The 16,903-nt window shown below is 64.4% G+C and carries 18 protein-coding genes; 7 read left to right on the top strand and 11 right to left on the bottom strand.

Going from position 1 to position 16,903, the window contains the following annotated elements; all coding sequences use genetic code 11:
- Positions 1-53 precede the first annotated feature (53 nt).
- Positions 54-1,676, bottom strand: coding sequence for an alkaline phosphatase D family protein (locus VNN55_09215; protein ID HWO57731.1), 1,623 nt, complete (start codon positions 1,674-1,676; stop codon positions 54-56).
- A complete protein-coding gene (locus VNN55_09210) occupies positions 1,673-2,206 on the bottom strand; it encodes a hypothetical protein (protein HWO57730.1) in 534 nt (177 codons plus the stop codon). The genes VNN55_09215 and VNN55_09210 overlap by 4 nt, the downstream gene beginning before the upstream one ends.
- 348 nt (positions 2,207-2,554) lie before the next feature.
- Here VNN55_09210 and VNN55_09205 point away from each other — a divergent pair, with 348 nt between their 5' ends.
- The 4 genes from VNN55_09205 (at position 2,555) to VNN55_09190 (ending at position 4,833) form a co-directional block, all read left to right on the top strand.
- Positions 2,555-2,977: a hypothetical protein gene (locus VNN55_09205; GenBank protein HWO57729.1), complete on the top strand. Its 423-nt coding sequence runs from the start codon at positions 2,555-2,557 to the stop codon at positions 2,975-2,977.
- Positions 2,974-3,504, top strand: coding sequence for a hemerythrin domain-containing protein (locus VNN55_09200; protein ID HWO57728.1), 531 nt, complete (start codon positions 2,974-2,976; stop codon positions 3,502-3,504). Before VNN55_09205 ends, VNN55_09200 begins: the two co-directional genes overlap by 4 nt.
- Positions 3,505-3,733: 229 nt before the next feature.
- Positions 3,734-4,354: a cyclase family protein gene (locus VNN55_09195; GenBank protein ID HWO57727.1), complete on the top strand. Its 621-nt coding sequence runs from the start codon at positions 3,734-3,736 to the stop codon at positions 4,352-4,354.
- Positions 4,354-4,833, top strand: a complete 480-nt coding sequence (locus VNN55_09190; protein ID HWO57726.1) for a GNAT family N-acetyltransferase — start codon at positions 4,354-4,356, stop codon at positions 4,831-4,833. The genes VNN55_09195 and VNN55_09190 overlap by 1 nt, the downstream gene beginning before the upstream one ends.
- Here the strand turns inward: VNN55_09190 and VNN55_09185 are convergent.
- The 9 genes from VNN55_09185 to VNN55_09145 all read right to left on the bottom strand — a co-directional run bounded on the left by VNN55_09185 (position 4,830) and on the right by VNN55_09145 (position 14,029).
- Positions 4,830-6,116, bottom strand: coding sequence for a hypothetical protein (locus tag VNN55_09185; protein ID HWO57725.1), 1,287 nt, complete (start codon positions 6,114-6,116; stop codon positions 4,830-4,832). The two genes, VNN55_09190 and VNN55_09185, sit on opposite strands and share 4 nt — an antisense overlap.
- Complete coding sequence (locus VNN55_09180) at positions 6,116-6,598, bottom strand: hypothetical protein (GenBank protein HWO57724.1); 483 nt, start codon at positions 6,596-6,598, stop codon at positions 6,116-6,118. Before VNN55_09180 ends, VNN55_09185 begins: the two co-directional genes overlap by 1 nt.
- Complete coding sequence (locus VNN55_09175) at positions 6,595-7,167, bottom strand: hypothetical protein (GenBank protein HWO57723.1); 573 nt, start codon at positions 7,165-7,167, stop codon at positions 6,595-6,597. Before VNN55_09175 ends, VNN55_09180 begins: the two co-directional genes overlap by 4 nt.
- Positions 7,164-8,837, bottom strand: a complete 1,674-nt coding sequence (locus VNN55_09170; GenBank protein ID HWO57722.1) for a hypothetical protein — start codon at positions 8,835-8,837, stop codon at positions 7,164-7,166. Before VNN55_09170 ends, VNN55_09175 begins: the two co-directional genes overlap by 4 nt.
- A gap of 5 nt (positions 8,838-8,842) precedes the next feature.
- Positions 8,843-9,982 carry a prepilin-type N-terminal cleavage/methylation domain-containing protein gene (locus tag VNN55_09165; protein HWO57721.1) on the bottom strand — a complete coding sequence of 380 codons (1,140 nt, stop codon included), beginning with the start codon at positions 9,980-9,982 and terminating at the stop codon, positions 8,843-8,845.
- A 21-nt stretch (positions 9,983-10,003) separates the two neighbouring features.
- Positions 10,004-10,528, bottom strand: coding sequence for a prepilin-type N-terminal cleavage/methylation domain-containing protein (locus tag VNN55_09160; protein HWO57720.1), 525 nt, complete (start codon positions 10,526-10,528; stop codon positions 10,004-10,006).
- 25 nt (positions 10,529-10,553) lie between these two features.
- Entirely contained in the window at positions 10,554-10,985 is a 432-nt protein-coding gene (locus tag VNN55_09155) for a prepilin-type N-terminal cleavage/methylation domain-containing protein (protein HWO57719.1), read from the bottom strand.
- Between the two features lie 132 nt (positions 10,986-11,117).
- Entirely contained in the window at positions 11,118-12,329 is a 1,212-nt protein-coding gene (locus VNN55_09150; GenBank protein ID HWO57718.1) for a type II secretion system F family protein, read from the bottom strand.
- 20 nt (positions 12,330-12,349) lie between these two features.
- Complete coding sequence (locus VNN55_09145) at positions 12,350-14,029, bottom strand: ATPase, T2SS/T4P/T4SS family (protein HWO57717.1); 1,680 nt, start codon at positions 14,027-14,029, stop codon at positions 12,350-12,352.
- A 259-nt stretch (positions 14,030-14,288) separates the two neighbouring features.
- Here VNN55_09145 and VNN55_09140 point away from each other — a divergent pair, with 259 nt between their 5' ends.
- From VNN55_09140 to VNN55_09130, 3 genes are all read left to right on the top strand, one after another.
- On the top strand, positions 14,289-15,896 hold the full coding sequence (locus tag VNN55_09140) for a carboxyl transferase domain-containing protein (protein ID HWO57716.1): 1,608 nt from the start codon (positions 14,289-14,291) through the stop codon (positions 15,894-15,896).
- 20 nt (positions 15,897-15,916) lie between these two features.
- Entirely contained in the window at positions 15,917-16,690 is a 774-nt protein-coding gene (locus VNN55_09135) for an enoyl-CoA hydratase-related protein (protein HWO57715.1), read from the top strand.
- Positions 16,691-16,699: 9 nt separating this feature from the next.
- The coding region (locus VNN55_09130) for a biotin carboxylase N-terminal domain-containing protein (protein HWO57714.1) at positions 16,700-16,903 on the top strand (204 nt) is incomplete at its 3' end.

Here is a 16,903-nt window from a genome sequence, read left to right as displayed (position 1 = left end):
ACTATCGCACATCGCGGACTTGCGGCCAAGCGGTATTGTGGGACGGCGGCGGACTACGGACAGATCGCCGGGTAGGGCGGGCAGTCGCACGGGGCGCAGAGTTCCATCCCGCCGCGAAAAGCGCGCTGCACCATCAACACGACATCCACAACATCGGCGGCGGCATCGCAATTGAGGTCGCCGCGGTGCAGATGCGGGCAGACCAGGTCGCGGACCGGCGCGGCGGCGCCCCGGAAGACATGGTCAATCAGACTGACCAGATCGAACACAGTCGCCACGCCGTCGTCTCCAGCCACGTCGCCATGACGGGCGCAATCGCAGGGCAGCGGTTCGGCCGGGACGGTGAACGAATGACCGACGCGCTGAACGTCGGCGGCCGTCCGGCCACTCCAGACCACTCGGATTTCGGAACCACCCGAGTCGATGACAGTCATGAGTCCGTATTGCCCGGCGCCGGGATAGGCCCCCTCGCTGTAGGGGCCGCCCTTGATACTCCCGGTTCGGTCGAGCGCCGCGGCGTGGAAGACGGGAAACCCAGCCCCGCCGCCGGTGGCATAGTCACTATTTGTGCCATCATCAATCGCCAGCATGTGGGCATCACCGGAGAGCATGCACAGGCCGGTGATCCTGTTGTCCTTGATAAAGTCGGAGATCTCACGCCGTTCGTTGGTGTACAGGTGCCACCCGTCATCACCGGTGAGGCCGATCCACGGCAACGTATTGACCCAGACTTTGAGTGGATAGACACCCTGGGCATCCAGCAGCGTCTGCTTGAACCAGGCCTTCTGGGTCGCACCGAGCATGGTCTTGCTGGCGTCATCGACCGCTGAAGCCGGGCTGCGCTCCGATCGTGAATCAGTCACGATGAACAGGGCGCGTCCGATGGCGAAGGTGTGATAAATCGGCACATCGCCGCCTCCGGCCGGCAACGGATAGTGGGGCACCTGTTCCTGGTAGGTCAGCCGCGATGCCGACCGTCCCGGCGCGGTCGAATCGCTGTTGTTGGGGCCATAGTCGTGATCGTCCCAGATATAGTCGATCGCCGTGCTGCGATAGAGCGCCGACTGATTCGGCGCGGCCAGCACGGTCGCATAGGCCGCGCGGAAAAGGGAGGCGTCGTTGACAGCAATGTTCTGGTAGTGAAAGTCGCCGGTGTGCAGAAACAGAAGCGGCCGGTGGCCGCGGATGGTCTGGAACACGGCATGATTCGAACCGGTCGAGGCGCAGGAACCAAGAGCGATCGTGAAGATGGCCGCGCCGTCGGGCGGCATCGTGGTGAATTCCCCCCGCTTCAGCGTATCGACGGCGCCATCGATTTCGATCGCATAGAAATACCTCGTCGAGGGCGCCAACCCGGAGAGCGAAAGTTCGACCACCCCATGATTGACGGCATCCGCGGCAGTATCGGGCAACGAGTAGACCGGACTCCCCAGAGCCGAATCGGTGGCGTACACCGCCCGCGCCACGGCTCCCTCGGCTTGCGCCTTGGCCTTTATACGCGCCGTTGTCGGCGTGACCGCTCCGCACCACACGTAATCGACCGCGGCGCGGATATCAACGACAGGGGAAAGCACAAGGACGCACAAGAGCGCGAGCGTGCGCACCGCCCCCCAAATAACATCGCCCGGACAACAACTCCGGGCGATGACAATCAACTCCTGCAGCGTGGCAATCATAGATTGGGAGCGCAAGGATCGCAGAATTCGACGGACGGGTCGCCGCCGCGGAACGCCACGTTGACCATGTGCGTCACGTCGAAGACGTCGGTCACGCCGTTGCAGTCAACGTCGGTGGTGTTCTCCACCGGGCAGAGGACATTAGGTTCAGGGATATCGGCCCCATTGCGAAACGCCACATTGACGAGGTGTGTGACATCGAAGATGTTGGTCACACCGTCGCACTCCGGATCGGCAAAACAATCGCAGGCACAGCTGGGGGCGGCGCCGCCCGCGGCGCCATACCAGAAGCCCAAGCCCATCTTGATGTTGCCGGCTGACACCTCACCCACGGCATTCTGTCCAACCGACAACCCCATCTTGATATTCCCACTGGACACTTCGATGGCGCCGCCGTTGTTAATCGAATACCAGTCCATATTGACCGCCGCCGCCGCTCCGGCGGGAACCGGCGCCGCCGTCTCGATCGGCTCCGACAAGGGCGCCACATCGCCGTTGTCCGTTTCGACCGGCTTGACAGGTTCCGGCACGGCCACATCCGAGCCTGGGGTCCGGGTCGAAGGCGTGGCGACACGCGTGCTGGTGGCTCCACGCTTCTCCGGCGTCGCCGCCAAAGCGACGGTAACGGACATCAGCACGAGCATAGCGAGAGTGAACCGGCGCGCTTTCATGACACCATCTCCCTGTCGTTGCTAGGTACTTACTTGATTCAGCACAAGCCGGCGTTGACAGTCAATCCGACAAATGGCGGGTAAGCCAAAATCCAAACTCAATATACGGCCCCATCGCCGCAACTGCAAGCCAAAATCTTACTGACTCAGTCCTCTATTTCGCCCCCGCTCGTTACCCTGACTGAGGGTACCGGCTTCGGGGAGGGCGTGGCTGAGCAGACTTTCGACAGCCCGTTGGACCAAGAATTCGCTGATGTCAGCGATTGCCGCAATCTGGATGCCACGACCCCGGCCTTCCTGCGGTTCCACATGCTCAATGACCCGATTCCGACCCTGGCGGTCGGGACGATCCTGCGTTACCGCCAGCAGGTTCACGGCTTGCCGCTAAACTGGCCCTCTCGTATCATCGAATGGGGCCCGCCGCGCGCGCTCACCGACGAGCAACTGCACGGGCCACTTCGCCGGTGGACCCACCGGAACCGTGTGCGGGTATGTGAGCTTATGCGGTTGAGTCTGTGCGGACACTGGCGCCGGCGGACGCCGGTCTGTCGCGGGGTGGCGCGCGACTTGGAACGGTTCATGCGGCGCCGCCAGGCGATCCCGGCCGGCCAATGGGGAGGCGCACGATGAAACGCGACAGGAATCTACATCCGCTCAGTTGGGATCATCACGCCGCCTTGACCAGCGTGGTCTTCACGCGCAAACATATCCGCGACGGCGCCGACCGCGCCCGGCTCGAACAGATCGCCAGGGAGTTCAGCCTCTTCCGTTCGGAGGCGCTACTGCCCCACTTCCGACACGAAGAAGAGTGGCTGCTCCCACGGTACCTCCTCCACGCCAGTTCCGAGGACCCTCAGGTGGTGCGACTGCTCACCGACCATGTCCTGCTCCATCGGCGAATACTCGATGTGGAGTCGGCGTTGGCCGCCGGCGCTGATTTGGCGGCCCCGTTGACGCAACTGACCGATCTGCTGGAAACGCACGTGCGGTTCGAGGAGCGCGAGCTGTTCCCCAGAATCGAAGCGGCGCTGACACCGGAGGAGATGGAAGAGTTGGGACGCTTCCTCTGGGAGAATGCCCCCGCGGCGGTCGTCATTCCCGGCGGCGACGGCTGCCGGGTCAACATCAGCGGTGTGGGCGGAGACGATGCCGAATGAACGTGACATCCCCCCGTCAGCCGGACTCTGCCGCCATTGCCGTCACGCCGGTGTGGTGGTCAACGACCGGAACCGGCGCTTTGTCCTTTGCCGGCTATCGTTCTCGCGATCGGAGTTTCCGAAATACCCGCTGCTGCCGGTAAACGCCTGCCGAGGGTATGAACCCGAAGCGGATCCATCATCCGGCAACGAGTCGAGCGCCCTCCCACCCTGACACAAAGGCGGCGCCATGCCACGGATCATTGACATCAGCCAGACACTCCATGAGGGCATCGCCGTCTGGCCCGGCGACCCACCGTTTCGGACCTTCTGGATCGCGCAGATGGCAGGGGGCGATCATTGCAATGTCGGCGGCGTCAGCATGAGTCTGCACACCGGAACTCATGCCGATGCGCCGCGTCACTTCCTCGCCGACGGACCCGCGGTCGATGCCGAGCTGTCGCCGTTCATCGGCGAGGCGCTGCTGGTCGATTGTTCGGGCTCCCGCGCGATCTCTGAGACGCACCTGGATCGCCTGCCCGCACACATCCCCCCACGGTTGCTGTTGCGCACCGGCTCATGCGATCCCAACCGCTGGCGTGAGGATTACGCGTATCTGACGCCCGCCGCCGCCGAGTGGCTGGTGCGCCGGGGGATTGTTCTCGTCGGCCTGGATACGCCTTCTGTGGATCCGCATGGATCGCACGGTCTGGACGCGCATAAAACCCTCGCGCTCGGCGGCGTAAGCGTGCTGGAAAATCTGACTTTGGCCGATGCCGCGCCCGGCGTTTACGAGCTCATCGCCTTGCCGCTGAAGCTGGCGGGCATGGATGCCTCGCCGGTCCGTGCGATCTTGAGGACACTCGACTGATGTCGGACATCGCCATACGCCCGGCGCATGATGCCCGCGCAATCCCGGCCGTGAGGGAGCTGTTCCTGGAGTACGCCGGTTGGCTCGGCATCGACCTCTGTTTCCAGGGATTCGACGCCGAAGTGCGCGATCTTCCGGGCGGCTATGCTCCCCCGGCCGGACGGCTGTATCTGGCGCATGTCGATGAGAACGTCGCCGGATGCGTCGCCCTGCGCCGTCTCGCAGCGGGCATCTGCGAAATGAAGCGCCTCTATGTCCGCGATGCCTTTCGCGGTCGGGGGATCGGACGGCAATTGGCCGAACGCGTGATTGCCGATGCCCGCGATGTCCCCTACGAGCGCATGCGGCTGGACACGTTGCCGGTGATGCGCTCGGCGGTCGGGCTCTATCGCGCGCTGGGCTTCAACGAAATCGCCCCCTACCGGGAAAACCCGGTGCCGGGGGCGATGTTTTTCGAGTTGGACCTGACAGTCCGCTAATTGGCGGCCATCGATGTGATCAGACGCGGCGTGATGAAAATCAACAGATCGGTCTTTTGCTTCTGTGTCTTGTAATGGGTGAACAGGCCGCCAAGGAGCGGCAGGTCGCCCAGCAGGAAGAGTTTGCTCTTGGTGGAAATGTCGTTCTCACGGACCAGACCGCCAATGACCACCGTCTCATTGTCTCTCACCCGCACGGTGGTGCGGACGGTCCGTTTGGATGTGATCGGCCGCTGATTATCCGCCGGCCCGGTGAATCCGGTGATCTCCTCGACCACCGGCTCGACATCCAAGGTCATCAGACCGTTCTCATTGAGCCGGGGCGTTACCGCCAGCGTGATCCCGACATCCAAATCCTGGAAACTGACGATATCCTGGATGGTGCCGCCCTCGGAGAAGCGGTTCAACGTCTGCACCGGAATGGTGGTGGCCACCCGCATCACCGCGCGCTCCGACTCGACCACCGTCACGCGCGGGTCGGACAACAGTTTCGACTTGCCGTTCTGCTTGAGCAGGTCGAGGAAGCCGGTGAGTTGATCGATGCTCAGCGTGCCGAATTTCCAGATCTTGCCGTCGGGGATGTCATACTCGGCGGCGGGCTGGAGTTGGTTGGTCTCGCTGGCGGTGCCCGACGCGTCGCGGTTGGAGAGCGTGGCCGACACACGGGTCGGCCAATTGAACCCCACATCCATCTTGTCGTCCAGCGTCGTCTCCACGAACTTCACTTCGATTTCAAACTGCGGGCGCTCGACGTCCAGCGAATCAATCAATGCGAGCAGCGCCGGCATCGCCTGCGGCGATTCCGAGACGACCAGCACGGGCGGAGGCGCGGCGGTGGCGGCGGTCGTGCCGGTGGTCACCGCCTGCAGCAGTTCCACCTTCGCCGGCGCGCGCAGGACTGACGCGAGCACGGTCTTGACCGCCAGTGGATTCGCATAGCGCAGCGTCACCACTTGGTGCGTCAAGAATCCATTCCCTTCGCCGCCGGGCAGCACCACCAGCACGTCGTCGCGCCATTGATACGAGAGGCCATGGCTTGCGGCCACCGCATCCAGCGCGGTCTCCCAGGGCACGCCGTTGAGGTCGACATCGATCTCGGCCTCGATCCCCGGGCCGACCACCAGATCAAATCCGACCTGTTCGGCCAGCGCGCGCAGGACCACCGGGACCGGCGTTGATGAGAAGCGCAACGAGACATCGCGCGCGGCCGGTTTCGACCAGGCAATCGCGGCGTTCCCCGCCACTGTGGCGGCCCACATCAGAATCAGCAATCGGCGATGCATCATTTCCCCCCGGACGGCTCGAACGACTTCAGCGGCACAAACAGCCGCTGCCCTGCCCGCGACAACCAGATTCCATCCGCGGCGATCTCCGTGATCATCCATCCCTGCACCGTGGTTCCGACGCAGTGAACTTCGCCGCCAATCACACAGGATCGTGTTCCGTCAACACCGACGATTCCCTGCAGCCGCAACGACGGCCTCGGCAGGGACGCCCGATCAGCGACCTTCGGACGATCGTCGCGCCGCGTCGGAAACTCGCCGGGCTGCGCAAATGGATCGCGTGCCGGCCAGCCCACATCCGCCACAAGCACCGGAACGGTCGACGGCGTCATCGTGGCTACATTCGTCGCCATCGGAGCGGACTCATCCGCAACGGAGCCGACCGTCGGACGCCGCCGCTCCCATGGCTTCATGTACAGACCGAAGACGGCGCTCCCTACCAGGAGCGCGAACAAAAGCTGTCGACGCCGGGAGGCGCTCATGAAGCCCTCCCCTTCGGCACCGCCACCAGAATCGCGGCCATGCCGGAGAACCGCACGTTCCCCGGCTCTTCCGCATCGTCCCAACGTCCGGTCCGCCAGAAGCGAAAGGCGGGCTGCGCTTCGATCTCGTCCAGCCATCCGCCGATACTGTGAAACGACCCGCTGGCCGAAAGATTCACCAGCAATGTGTCCAATTCGAACGACGATCGGTTTGACGGCAGATTCAGCGCCATCATGCTGGCCAGTTCCGGTTCGACCTTGACGGTCGCGATGCCGCGGGATAGGCCCAGCGCGGCCCACTGCAATAAGAACGCATCCAGCGAATCCCCCGTGGGCAAGACGCCCGCGCCGAGCGCGACCGCACGTTCCAACGAGTCGAGGCGCGCAACCGCCGCGGGCACGGCATCCAGTCGCCGCAGCATGTCTTCGACTTTGATCTGCCAGTCGGCGCGTTCGGCAGACTCGCGCTGCTCATGCTGCCGGAGCGGCAGATACACCAGCGCAACCCAGGCGGCACAGTACACCACGGTGCCGGCCGTCCAGATAATCCAACGAGGGCGGTGCGTCATCGCGTGCCCCCCGGATCGCGGCGTGCGGCCGGCATAATCAGTTCGACGGTAAACGCCGAGGATTCGGCCCCCTCCACCCCGATGTGCTTTTCGCTGACCAGAAGCGGCGGCGCGGCACACAGAGGGCGCAGGCGGTCAAACCACTCACGGTATGTCAGCGCGTAGGGCGCCGTCCCGGGCGCCAACGTGCCATCCACTTCGGCGACCACCGCCTGACGGTCGTCGCGGTAGGCCAGATCAAAGCGCCGGAGCGCCGCGTTCGGCGGCAGCACCGCCAACACCGATTTGGCCCAGGGCATCCAGGGTTCCCCGCGTTGCTCGAGCGTCTGCGCTATACGCTGATTGGCCGCGATGCCCGCCAGCGTGTACTCCAGTCGGCTCGAGACTGGCGAACGTTGCAACTGCTCAAACTCCGCCCGCACCTGTAGCGTGACGTTGCGGTGGCCGGCGATCTCCGACCAGAGGAACCCGCCCCAGACGATTCCGATCAGTGCGCACAGGACAAACGCGCTGCGCGCGATGCGCTCGCGTTTCTGTTGCGCGTGCGCCAGACGGATCCGCCGCGGCGTCAGGTCGATCGCCACCGGGCGACTCAACGCGCCGAGGACCGGCGCCACCAGACCGCCATGCATCGACAACCATTCGCTCACGCCATCGGGTAAGGGCTCTCGCCAACCCGTCAGCGGATCGGCGAGGATCACACCCCCGGGGAAACGCGACTCCCACTCGGACAGCAGCGGCGCCAGCTCCGGGCGGAGACCATAGATGTAGAGACTGGTCGGCGGGATGCTGGCATTGATGTTCAGGTGAAAGTCGAGCGCATCGCCCACCGCGACGCCGATTGAATCGATCCAGCGCTGCCAGGCGGGCAGGAATTTGTCCGAAACACCCTGTGCCAGCCCGCTCGGCAAGGCGGGCATCGGCCCCAGGTCGTAATGGAATACCAATTGGCCGCCGTGGGTAATCGCAAACGATCCCCGTTCCTGCGACCAGGCAATGACGGCGACGACCTCCTCGTTGGGCGACGACGACGACGGCGCCAACGACTGCGTCCCGGCCACCGAGACGCTTCGCAGTGTCCAACGCAATTGCTCCACCGCCGCCAGGATTGGCTGAACATCCTCGGTCGGCACTGCCACCAGCGTGACCATCCACCCACGGTCGCCGGCCGAGACGAATTGGAAGCCGAAGAGCGCCTGGCCGTCCTGCAGCGGAAACGGGATAAGCTTCTGCCCCTCCCAGAGCGCCGCCTTCTCCCGGCGGCGCGCGGCCACCGGCGGAATCAGAAAGTGGCGCACCACCGCGCGCGGTGTCGCCAGCACTAGATGCACGTCGGGGTGTCGTTGTCCAACTGTGGCGCCCAGGCACGCGGCCAGTTGCTCCGCGCCGGGTTCTTCGTCGAAACTGGTGCGCAGGATCTGATTGATAGCCGTCGCGCGCTCGCCGCGCATCGCGGCCCCGATCACGAGCAGCCGACGCCCGTCGTACTCAATTCCGACCGTCGTGCGGCGTGAAGACCGCCGTGCCGGCGCGCCCCACTGGAAGCTGGGACGGTGTCCGACGCTGTCCTCGGTCGCCGGACCGACACCCATCGTCGCGGGTGGCAATACGACCACCTCGGACACGGTGTCCGGCGCGGCGATCGGAGGATGGGCGGTATCGTTGGCCATAGGCATCAATTGCTGTTAAAGGCGATCGACGAGCCGTTGCTGAATTGGATGCTGAACACTTCGTTGGTAAACGAGACGTTCGCGCCGCCGTTGACCGCGTTCGTGAAGTTCTCCAGCCGGATCTGCACAAACTGTCCGGCGGCGAGCGTCTGCGGCGCGCTGAACGTCACCAACTCGCCGCGTCCCGCCTTGGGATTGGCGCTGTTAAAGACGATGGTACCGCCCCAGCGGATGATCTGATAATAGGCGGTGGTGGTCCAATTGGCCGTCAGCGAACTGACAGAGACCGGGCTCGACCCGGAATTCCAGACCGAGAAGTAAATGTGTTGGTTGGGAGATGATGCTGATCCGAAAACGAACTCGAGGCCGCCGGTTCCACCGCCTCCGCCGCCGCCCGATGCCGCAAACGGCGCGCCCGGCAAACGGAGCACTGCCGTCGCGCCGTCGCCGGGAAGCGACGCCACGTAGGCGGCCGCCGTGTCGTTGGTCGCGCGATAGACCGCCGTCAACTGACGCACGCCCACCGGGATCGAGTTAAAGGTGAACGATCCGCCCGCGCTGGGATTCGTCGAGGCCGAAGTCGTGCCGCCGGCTCCGTCGGGATAGGATATGCTCACCGTCACGGCGATGGCGGAATCCCCCGGGGGGTTGCCCGCGGCGTCGGTCACGGTCCCCGTAATCGACGTCGCGGTCAAGTCGGCCGCGGACGCTGCCGCCGACTTGGTCATTGGCACCGCGCCGCCACCGGTTGATGCCAGCGTGATGCCATCGGTGAAGGTGTAGTCGTTGCCCCAGGCGTCTTTCTTGAATCCCTGCGCGTCCTGCGCGAATCGCCGGCTGACATACGGCCCCTTCCATGTGACGTAGCCGCCGGGATTGCTGATCAGGTTGTCCAGCGATGTGGGCACCGCGCCGATGTCGCCCACGTAGCCGAAGTCGGAACGCAAACCGTTGTTGTAGAGATCGGGATTGCCGGCGATGGCGGCAATCAACTCGTCCATCTCCGCCTGCGTCTCGCGGATCCGTGAACTGTCGATCGACGATTGCACCGAACGCATGGCCACGGCCGCGAGGATCCCGATGATGACGATCGTCATCAGAACTTCGATCAGGGTGAACCCGCGCTGGTCGCCATGCCGCTTCATATGCATCCGTCGCTGACCTGCTTAGAACGAAATCGTGATCGCGCTGCCTGACCCATTGCTCTCAAGGGTGCGTGTGAGCGTGTCATAGACGTACAACTGTCCCCAGGCGTCATAGAGGTAGTCGCCGCGGGTGCTGTCGATGTAGGGCCCGTTCCAGCCGACATGGGTGAACGGATCCCAGGCCGGCACGGACGCCGGCTTGACGGCCAGGTCCACCAGTGTGCCCGGCAGTCGGCCGACATCGCCTTCGTACCCCCGATCGCCACCGGTATCGGCCCCGGCCACCGCCCGCGCCAAGCGCTGCATCTCTTCCTTGGTGGCGGTCTCCTTTGACGATTCCAGGATCGTGCCGATGACCGGGATGGCCACCGCCGCCATGACGCCCAGGACCACGATCACAATGACCAGTTCGATCAGGGTGAACCCCGCGTTCCGTGGACAGCGACGGCGCGGAAGCGGACGGAAATCCACTCCCGCACGATCGGATTGGTGGCGTTGTGCGCGCACGCTGATCATGGCGTCGATCGGCTCGCGCCGACGCAACACCGATGACGCCCCTCGCATCGGCGATTTAGAAATTGTTCTCGCCGGCGGTGTTGGTGTTCGGCCAGATCTCGCCGGTCGATGGCTTGTAGGCCCAGCCGCCGCGCGTGCCGACGATCGTGCCCTTGGTCACGCCCGTCACGATCGAATCCGGCGCGTTGGTCTGGTACGGGTTCGGCGGAATTGCGCCCGCCATCACCACGCCGACGGTCCGCAGCGAGTCAATCGCCGGCCACGACGCCGTCCCGGTCGTCAACGCCTGGTTGGCGTACCAGATCGAAATGCCCGAACGCAGACCGCCCAGCGCTCCCTTGCACGACGATTCCTTCGCCTCCGAAACCATATCGAAGTAGCGCGGTATGGCCACGGCCGCCAGAATGCCAAGCACCACAATGATGATCACCAACTCGATCAGCGTGAAACCCGACTGATCGTTTTTCCATGAGCGGAACTTACTCATGTGCGTCCTCCCCATACTGTTGTCACTTCTCGGCTGCCCCGAGCTTCTAATCTCAGCGCTGCTTAATTTGGCTATCGGCAGCTCGGCCGATTTCTTGCGCACCGCGCATCATATATGACTGTCACGGTCATGTTATTGTCGGAACAGTGAAATCAGGTTCCACGTTGGCAATAGTACAGCCAATGCCAGCAACAACACGCCCGCGGCCAGCACCGCCAACAGCACCGGCTGGATCCGCTCGTTGAGCCGCCGCACGTCATAGTCGACTTCCTGCTCGAAGTGCCGCGCCGTCTCGGTCAGCATCCGGTCCACATCCCCGGATTCAAACCCGATCGCCATCATCTGATAGACCAACTCCGGCATGCTGGCGCTGTCGGGACGGGGGCTGACCGGCTCACCCTGGATGATCCGTTCGCGCAACGCCCGGACATCGGCCGCCACCACGACATTGCCCACGCCCGCTTCCACCGTGTCCAGCGCGCTGGTGGCGGGCACACCCGCCGAGTAAAGCACACCGAAGAGGCGGCAGAAACGGCTGACCGCGACCTTGAGGAACAACCCGCCGGCGATCGGCAGGCGCAGAAGTTTGCGGTCCAGCCAGCGCCGTCCGCGTGGCGTTCTGACCCAGCGCCACATCGCCACCCCGCCGGCCAGCGCCGCCAATCCCAGAATCCACCAGAGACGGTTGAACCAGGCGGCCACGCCCATCAGGATCCGGGTCGGCAGCGGCAGATCGGTGTGGAAATTGGCATAGAAGGTGAGGAACTGCGGCACGACGAATTTCAGAATGATCGCCGCCGCTATTGTCATGGCGATGATCACCATGATGGGATAGCGCAGCGTTTCCTTCACCTGGCGGCGCGTGTTCATCTCGCGCTCAAGGTAAAGCGCGGTCTGCTCGAGGATCGAATCGAGGCGTCCGGTGGCCTCGCCGGCGAGGATGGCGCCGAGATAGACGCGGTCAAACAATCCCGGGGCCGCGGCCAACGCCTCGGAGAAAGTCGCGCCGCCGGCCACCCGGTCGGCGACCTCGCGAATGGCCGCCGCCACTTGGGGGTTCCGCGTTTGCGATGCCACCAACTGCAGCACCGTCAGAATCGGAATACCCGCCTTCAGCAACGAGGACAGTTTCTGTGTAAAGAGAATCTTCTCTTCGATCGGCCAGCGCAATCCGCCGGAGAGACGGCGGCGCCATTCGGCCACGGAAAAGGCTGGCGCCACCTGCAGCGGGATAAGTCCCTGACGGTCCAGCACGGCGCCGGCGGCCCCGACACTGTCGGCCTCGATGCGCCCATGGACAGTCTTCCCCAGGCGATTGGCGGCGGTGTATTGAAAAACGGCCATTGCGGCTTACAGTCTCCGGGTTAAGCGACCGATTCCCACGCTTCCACTCGCCGCGGTACAACCCGCAGGACTTCCTCGGCGGTCGTCACACCTTCGGCCACCAGCCGACGCGCCTGATCGCGCATGGTCTCGAATCCACTCTCGCGCAATCTGTCGCGGATGGCGGCCGCGCTGTGGCCCTCGGCAATCATCTGCCGCAGGGATTCATTGACCGCAAACATCTCAAAGACGCCAATCTGGCCGGAGTAACCCGTGCCCCGACACATGCGGCATCCCACCGCGCGGCGCCACTGCCCCTGCGCGCCGAACAGGTCAATGCCCAATTGCTCGGCGACCGCGGGCGAGGGCGTGACCGGCGTGGCGCAGTCGTTGCAGAGCCGGCGCACGAGACGCTGCGCCACCACCGCCCGCAGCGCGGTGGCCACCAGGAACGGCTCGACACCGATGTCGACCAGCCGATGCGCCGCGGCCGCGGCATCGATGGTGTGGATGGTGGAGAGCACCAGATGCCCGGTCATCGCCGCGCGCACCGCGATCTGCGCGGTGGGCGCATCGCGCACCTCACCGACCATGATCACATCCGGGTTCTGTCGCAAAAAGGCGCGCAGACACAACGGGAAGGTCAGTCCCGCCTTCTCGTTGACCTGAACCTGGTTGACGGTCGCCAGCGCATACTCGACCGGATCTTCGACCGTTACAATGTTCTTTTCCGGCGAAGTGATTTCCCGCAATGCGGCATACAAGGTCGTGGTCTTGCCCGATGAGGTCGGACCGCAGATGAGGATCATCCCCTCGGTGGCGTGCAATTGAGCCCGCAACGACTCCTCGTGCCCGCTGGAAAGCCCCAGTTGCGCCAGGGTCATCCCGCCGGTCTGCCGTGAGAGGAGACGCACCACCGCTTTTTCGCCGTGGATGGTGGGAATGGTGGACACACGCATGTCGACCGGCCCCTGCGGGGCGTGCATGGCGAAGCGGCCATCCTGCGGGATGCGCTTCTCGGAGACATCCATCCCCGCCATGACCTTGATGCGCGAGACAATCGCCGGATGCAGATGCACCGGAGGCTGGGCCTCTTCGCGCAGGACACCGTCGACGCGGAAACGCACCCGCAGCACGCCGTCATCCGGTTCAATGTGCAGATCGGAGGCGCGTTGCTTGACCGCCTCGCTTAGGAGCACATCGACCAGACGCACCACCGGCGCGTCTTCGGCGGCGGTGACGGCGCCGGCGGGCACATCATGGATGGCGCGCTCGACGCTGTCGGCCACGGTGTAAAACTGCGTGATGGCCGCATCGATGTCCTCCGGCGTGGCCACCGCGCGGTTGACCATCAGGCCGGTGCGGTAACGCACCTCATCGATGGCCACCATGTCGAGCGGATCGGCCATCGCCACCGTGAGACGGTTGCCGATTTTGAACAGCGGCACCACGCGGTGCTTCTTGGCGGTGGGCAATGGGATGATGTTGACGACGTCGGGGTCGGCCGCCAGGCCCTTGATCGTGATCTTGGGCAGTCCCAGTCGTTCGCTGATCACCTCGACCAGATCGGTCGAACTGATCCACCCGCGCCCGACGAGGATTTCGCCCAGCCGTTTGCCGGTCGCTTCCTGCTCCTTCAACGCGGTATCTAATTGCTGTTGCGTGATGAGACCGCGCGTCAGCATCACATCGCCGATCCGCGCATACCCGACTTGGGCCATACGCCCCCCTCTGCGCGGCGGACCAATCAGCCGGTCTGCCACGTCTTCAATAATCGTATCGACTTGTTGCGTCCTAACTTGCGTCGCCGAACCAAGCATCTGTCCAACTCGGGTTTGATTGTGTCTCAAAAGTCAGAGACGGCCGGATTTCGCTTGCCGCCGGCGCAGGAGAATTGCCATCTTGCTTTGGCGGCAACTGAAAGACTGACCGTCAATTACGAGGGCATGCCCCGGCGCAGCCCGCATCGGCCGAGACATCATGGACGTCCTGGGAAGCTACATCGACACCTGCTCTGCGGATTTCGCCGCCCAATCCCAATACCACAAATCACTTGCCGCACAACTGCGGGATCGTATGGCACAAGTCGCGCGGGGTGGACCCGAATCGGCCATCGCCACCCAACGCAAACGCGGCAAGCTGTTGGCGCGCGAACGCATCGAAAAACTAATCGACCCGCAGACGCCCTTCCTCGAGCTGTCTCCGTTGGCCGCCTGGGGACTTTACGACAACGAGATGCCCTCGGCCGGCATGGTCGCCGGCATCGGCTGCATCGCCGGACGTGAGTGCGTCATCATCGCCAACGACGCCTCGGTCAAGGGCGGGACTTATGTCCCCGAGACGATCCGCAAGCATCTGCGCGCTCAGGAAATCGCTCTGGAGAACCGGCTGCCGGCGGTCTATCTCGTCGATTCGGGCGGCGTCTTTCTGCCGGTGCAGGCGCAGGTCTTCCCCGATAAGGAGCACTTCGGACGGATCTTCTATAACCAGGCACAGATGTCGGCGCTGCGCATCCCGCAGATTGCCGTGGTGCTGGGCATGTGCACGGCCGGAGGGGCCTATGTCCCCGCCATGTCCGACGAGAACATCATCGTCAAGGGCAACGGCACGATCTATCTGGCCGGGCCGCCCTTGGTGAAGGCCGCCACCGGCGAGGAGGTCACCGTCGATGAACTTGGCGGCGGCGAAATGCACTCCCGCGTCTCCGGCGTCACCGATCATCTGGCCGAAAACGAAGAAGACGCGCTGCGGCTCTGCCGCAACCTGATGGAGAACCTCAACACCGTCAAACGCGTCGATCTCGACTTGTCGGCGCCCGAGGAGCCGCTCTACGCCGCCGAGGAGATCTACGGGGTCCTGCCCAGCGACAACCGACGGCCCTATGACGTGCATGAAATCATTGCCCGGCTGGTGGATGGCAGCCGATTCCACGAGTTCAAGGCAAACTACGGCCAGACGTTGGTGACCGGTTTCGCCCGCTGGATGGGGTATCCGGTCGGCATCGTCGCCAACAACGGCGTGCTCTTCTCCGAAAGTGCGCTCAAAGGCGCTCACTTCATCGAGCTGTGCGCCCAGCGCCGCATTCCGCTGATTTTCCTGCAAAACATCACCGGCTTCATGGTTGGCAAACGGTACGAGCAGGGCGGGATTGCCAAGGACGGCGCCAAAATGGTGCAGGCGGTGGCCACCGCCGCGGTGCCCAAGATCACCGTCATCATCGGCGCCTCGCACGGCGCCGGCAACTACGCCATGTGCGGGCGCGGTTATTCCCCCCGCTTCCTCTTCACCTGGCCCAACGCGCGCGTTTCGGTCATGGGCGCCGAACAGGCCGCCAGCGTGTTGGTGCAGGTCAAGACCCAGCAGTTGGAACGCGACGGAAAGACACTCTCCGCCAAGGAAGCTCGCGAGATCGCCGATCCGGTGCGGGAAAAGTACGAGCGCGAGGGCGACCCATACTACGGGACCGCCCGGCTGTGGGACGATGGCATCATCGATCCGGCGCAGACCCGCCCGATTGTCGCGCTGGCCCTCTCCGCGGCGCTCAACGCGCCGATCCCGGAAACGCGGGCGCCCGTCTACCGCATGTAACCGCCGACCGGTCACCCCCTATGAGCACACTGTCAACCAGCACCGACGGACGCGTGATGACCGTCGCGCTCCACCGCCCGGAGGCGCGCAACGCTTTCAACGCGGCGATGATCGCCGAGTTGTACGAGACGTTCACGCACCTGCCCGACACACTGCGCGCGATTGTGCTGACCGGCGCGGGCTCGGCCTTCTGCGCCGGCGCCGATGTCCACTGGATGCGCGATTCAATCCAGCGCACCGAAGAGGAGAACCGTCAGGACGCGGCGCGGATGGAGGCGATGTTCCGCGCCATCGACGAATGCCCGGTGCCGGTGATCGGACGGGTCATGGGCCCGGCGCTCGGCGGCGGCATGGGGCTTATCGCCGCCTGCGACATCGTGATCGCCACCCCCGACGCGCAATTCGGCTATACGGAAGTCCGTCTCGGCATCGTGCCGGCTGTCATCTCGCCCTTCTCCCTGGCCAAAATCGGCGAGCGGTCGGCGCGGCGGTACTTCCTCACCGGGGAGATCTTCGATGCCGCCACCGCGCACACGATTGGGCTGGTCCATGAAGTGGTAACGCCCGACCAACTTGACGGGCGGGTGCGGGCGGTGATCGACGCACTGCTGAAAAACGGCCCGCACGCGGTGCGCACCGCCAAGGAACTGATCCGCCGCGTGACCCGCCTGTCGCGCGACGAGGCGCGCGAGTACACCATCGCCACAATCGCGCGCGCGCGAATCTCCGCCGAGGGGCAGGACGGATTGACCGCCTTCCTCGAAAAACGCAAACCGCGGTGGCTCTCGGAGTAGCGTGTCCCGATGAAAGTCCTGGTCGCCAACCGCGGCGAAATCGCCTGCCGCATCTTTCAGACCCTGCGTGAGATGGGCGTGCCATCGGTCGCGGTGTACACCGATGTCGACGCCGACGCCCGGCATGTCTGGCTGGCCGACGAGGCGGTGGGCATCGGCGCCACCGAGGCCTACCTGAACATTCCGACGATCCTCGAGGCGGCGCGCGCCTCC

The sequence above is a fragment of the bacterium genome, assembly GCA_035559435.1.
GTDB lineage: Bacteria > Zixibacteria > MSB-5A5 > WJJR01 > WJJR01 > JACQFV01.
Note: the sequence above shows the minus strand (reverse complement) of the source record. Positions and strands in the feature narration are given on the sequence as shown.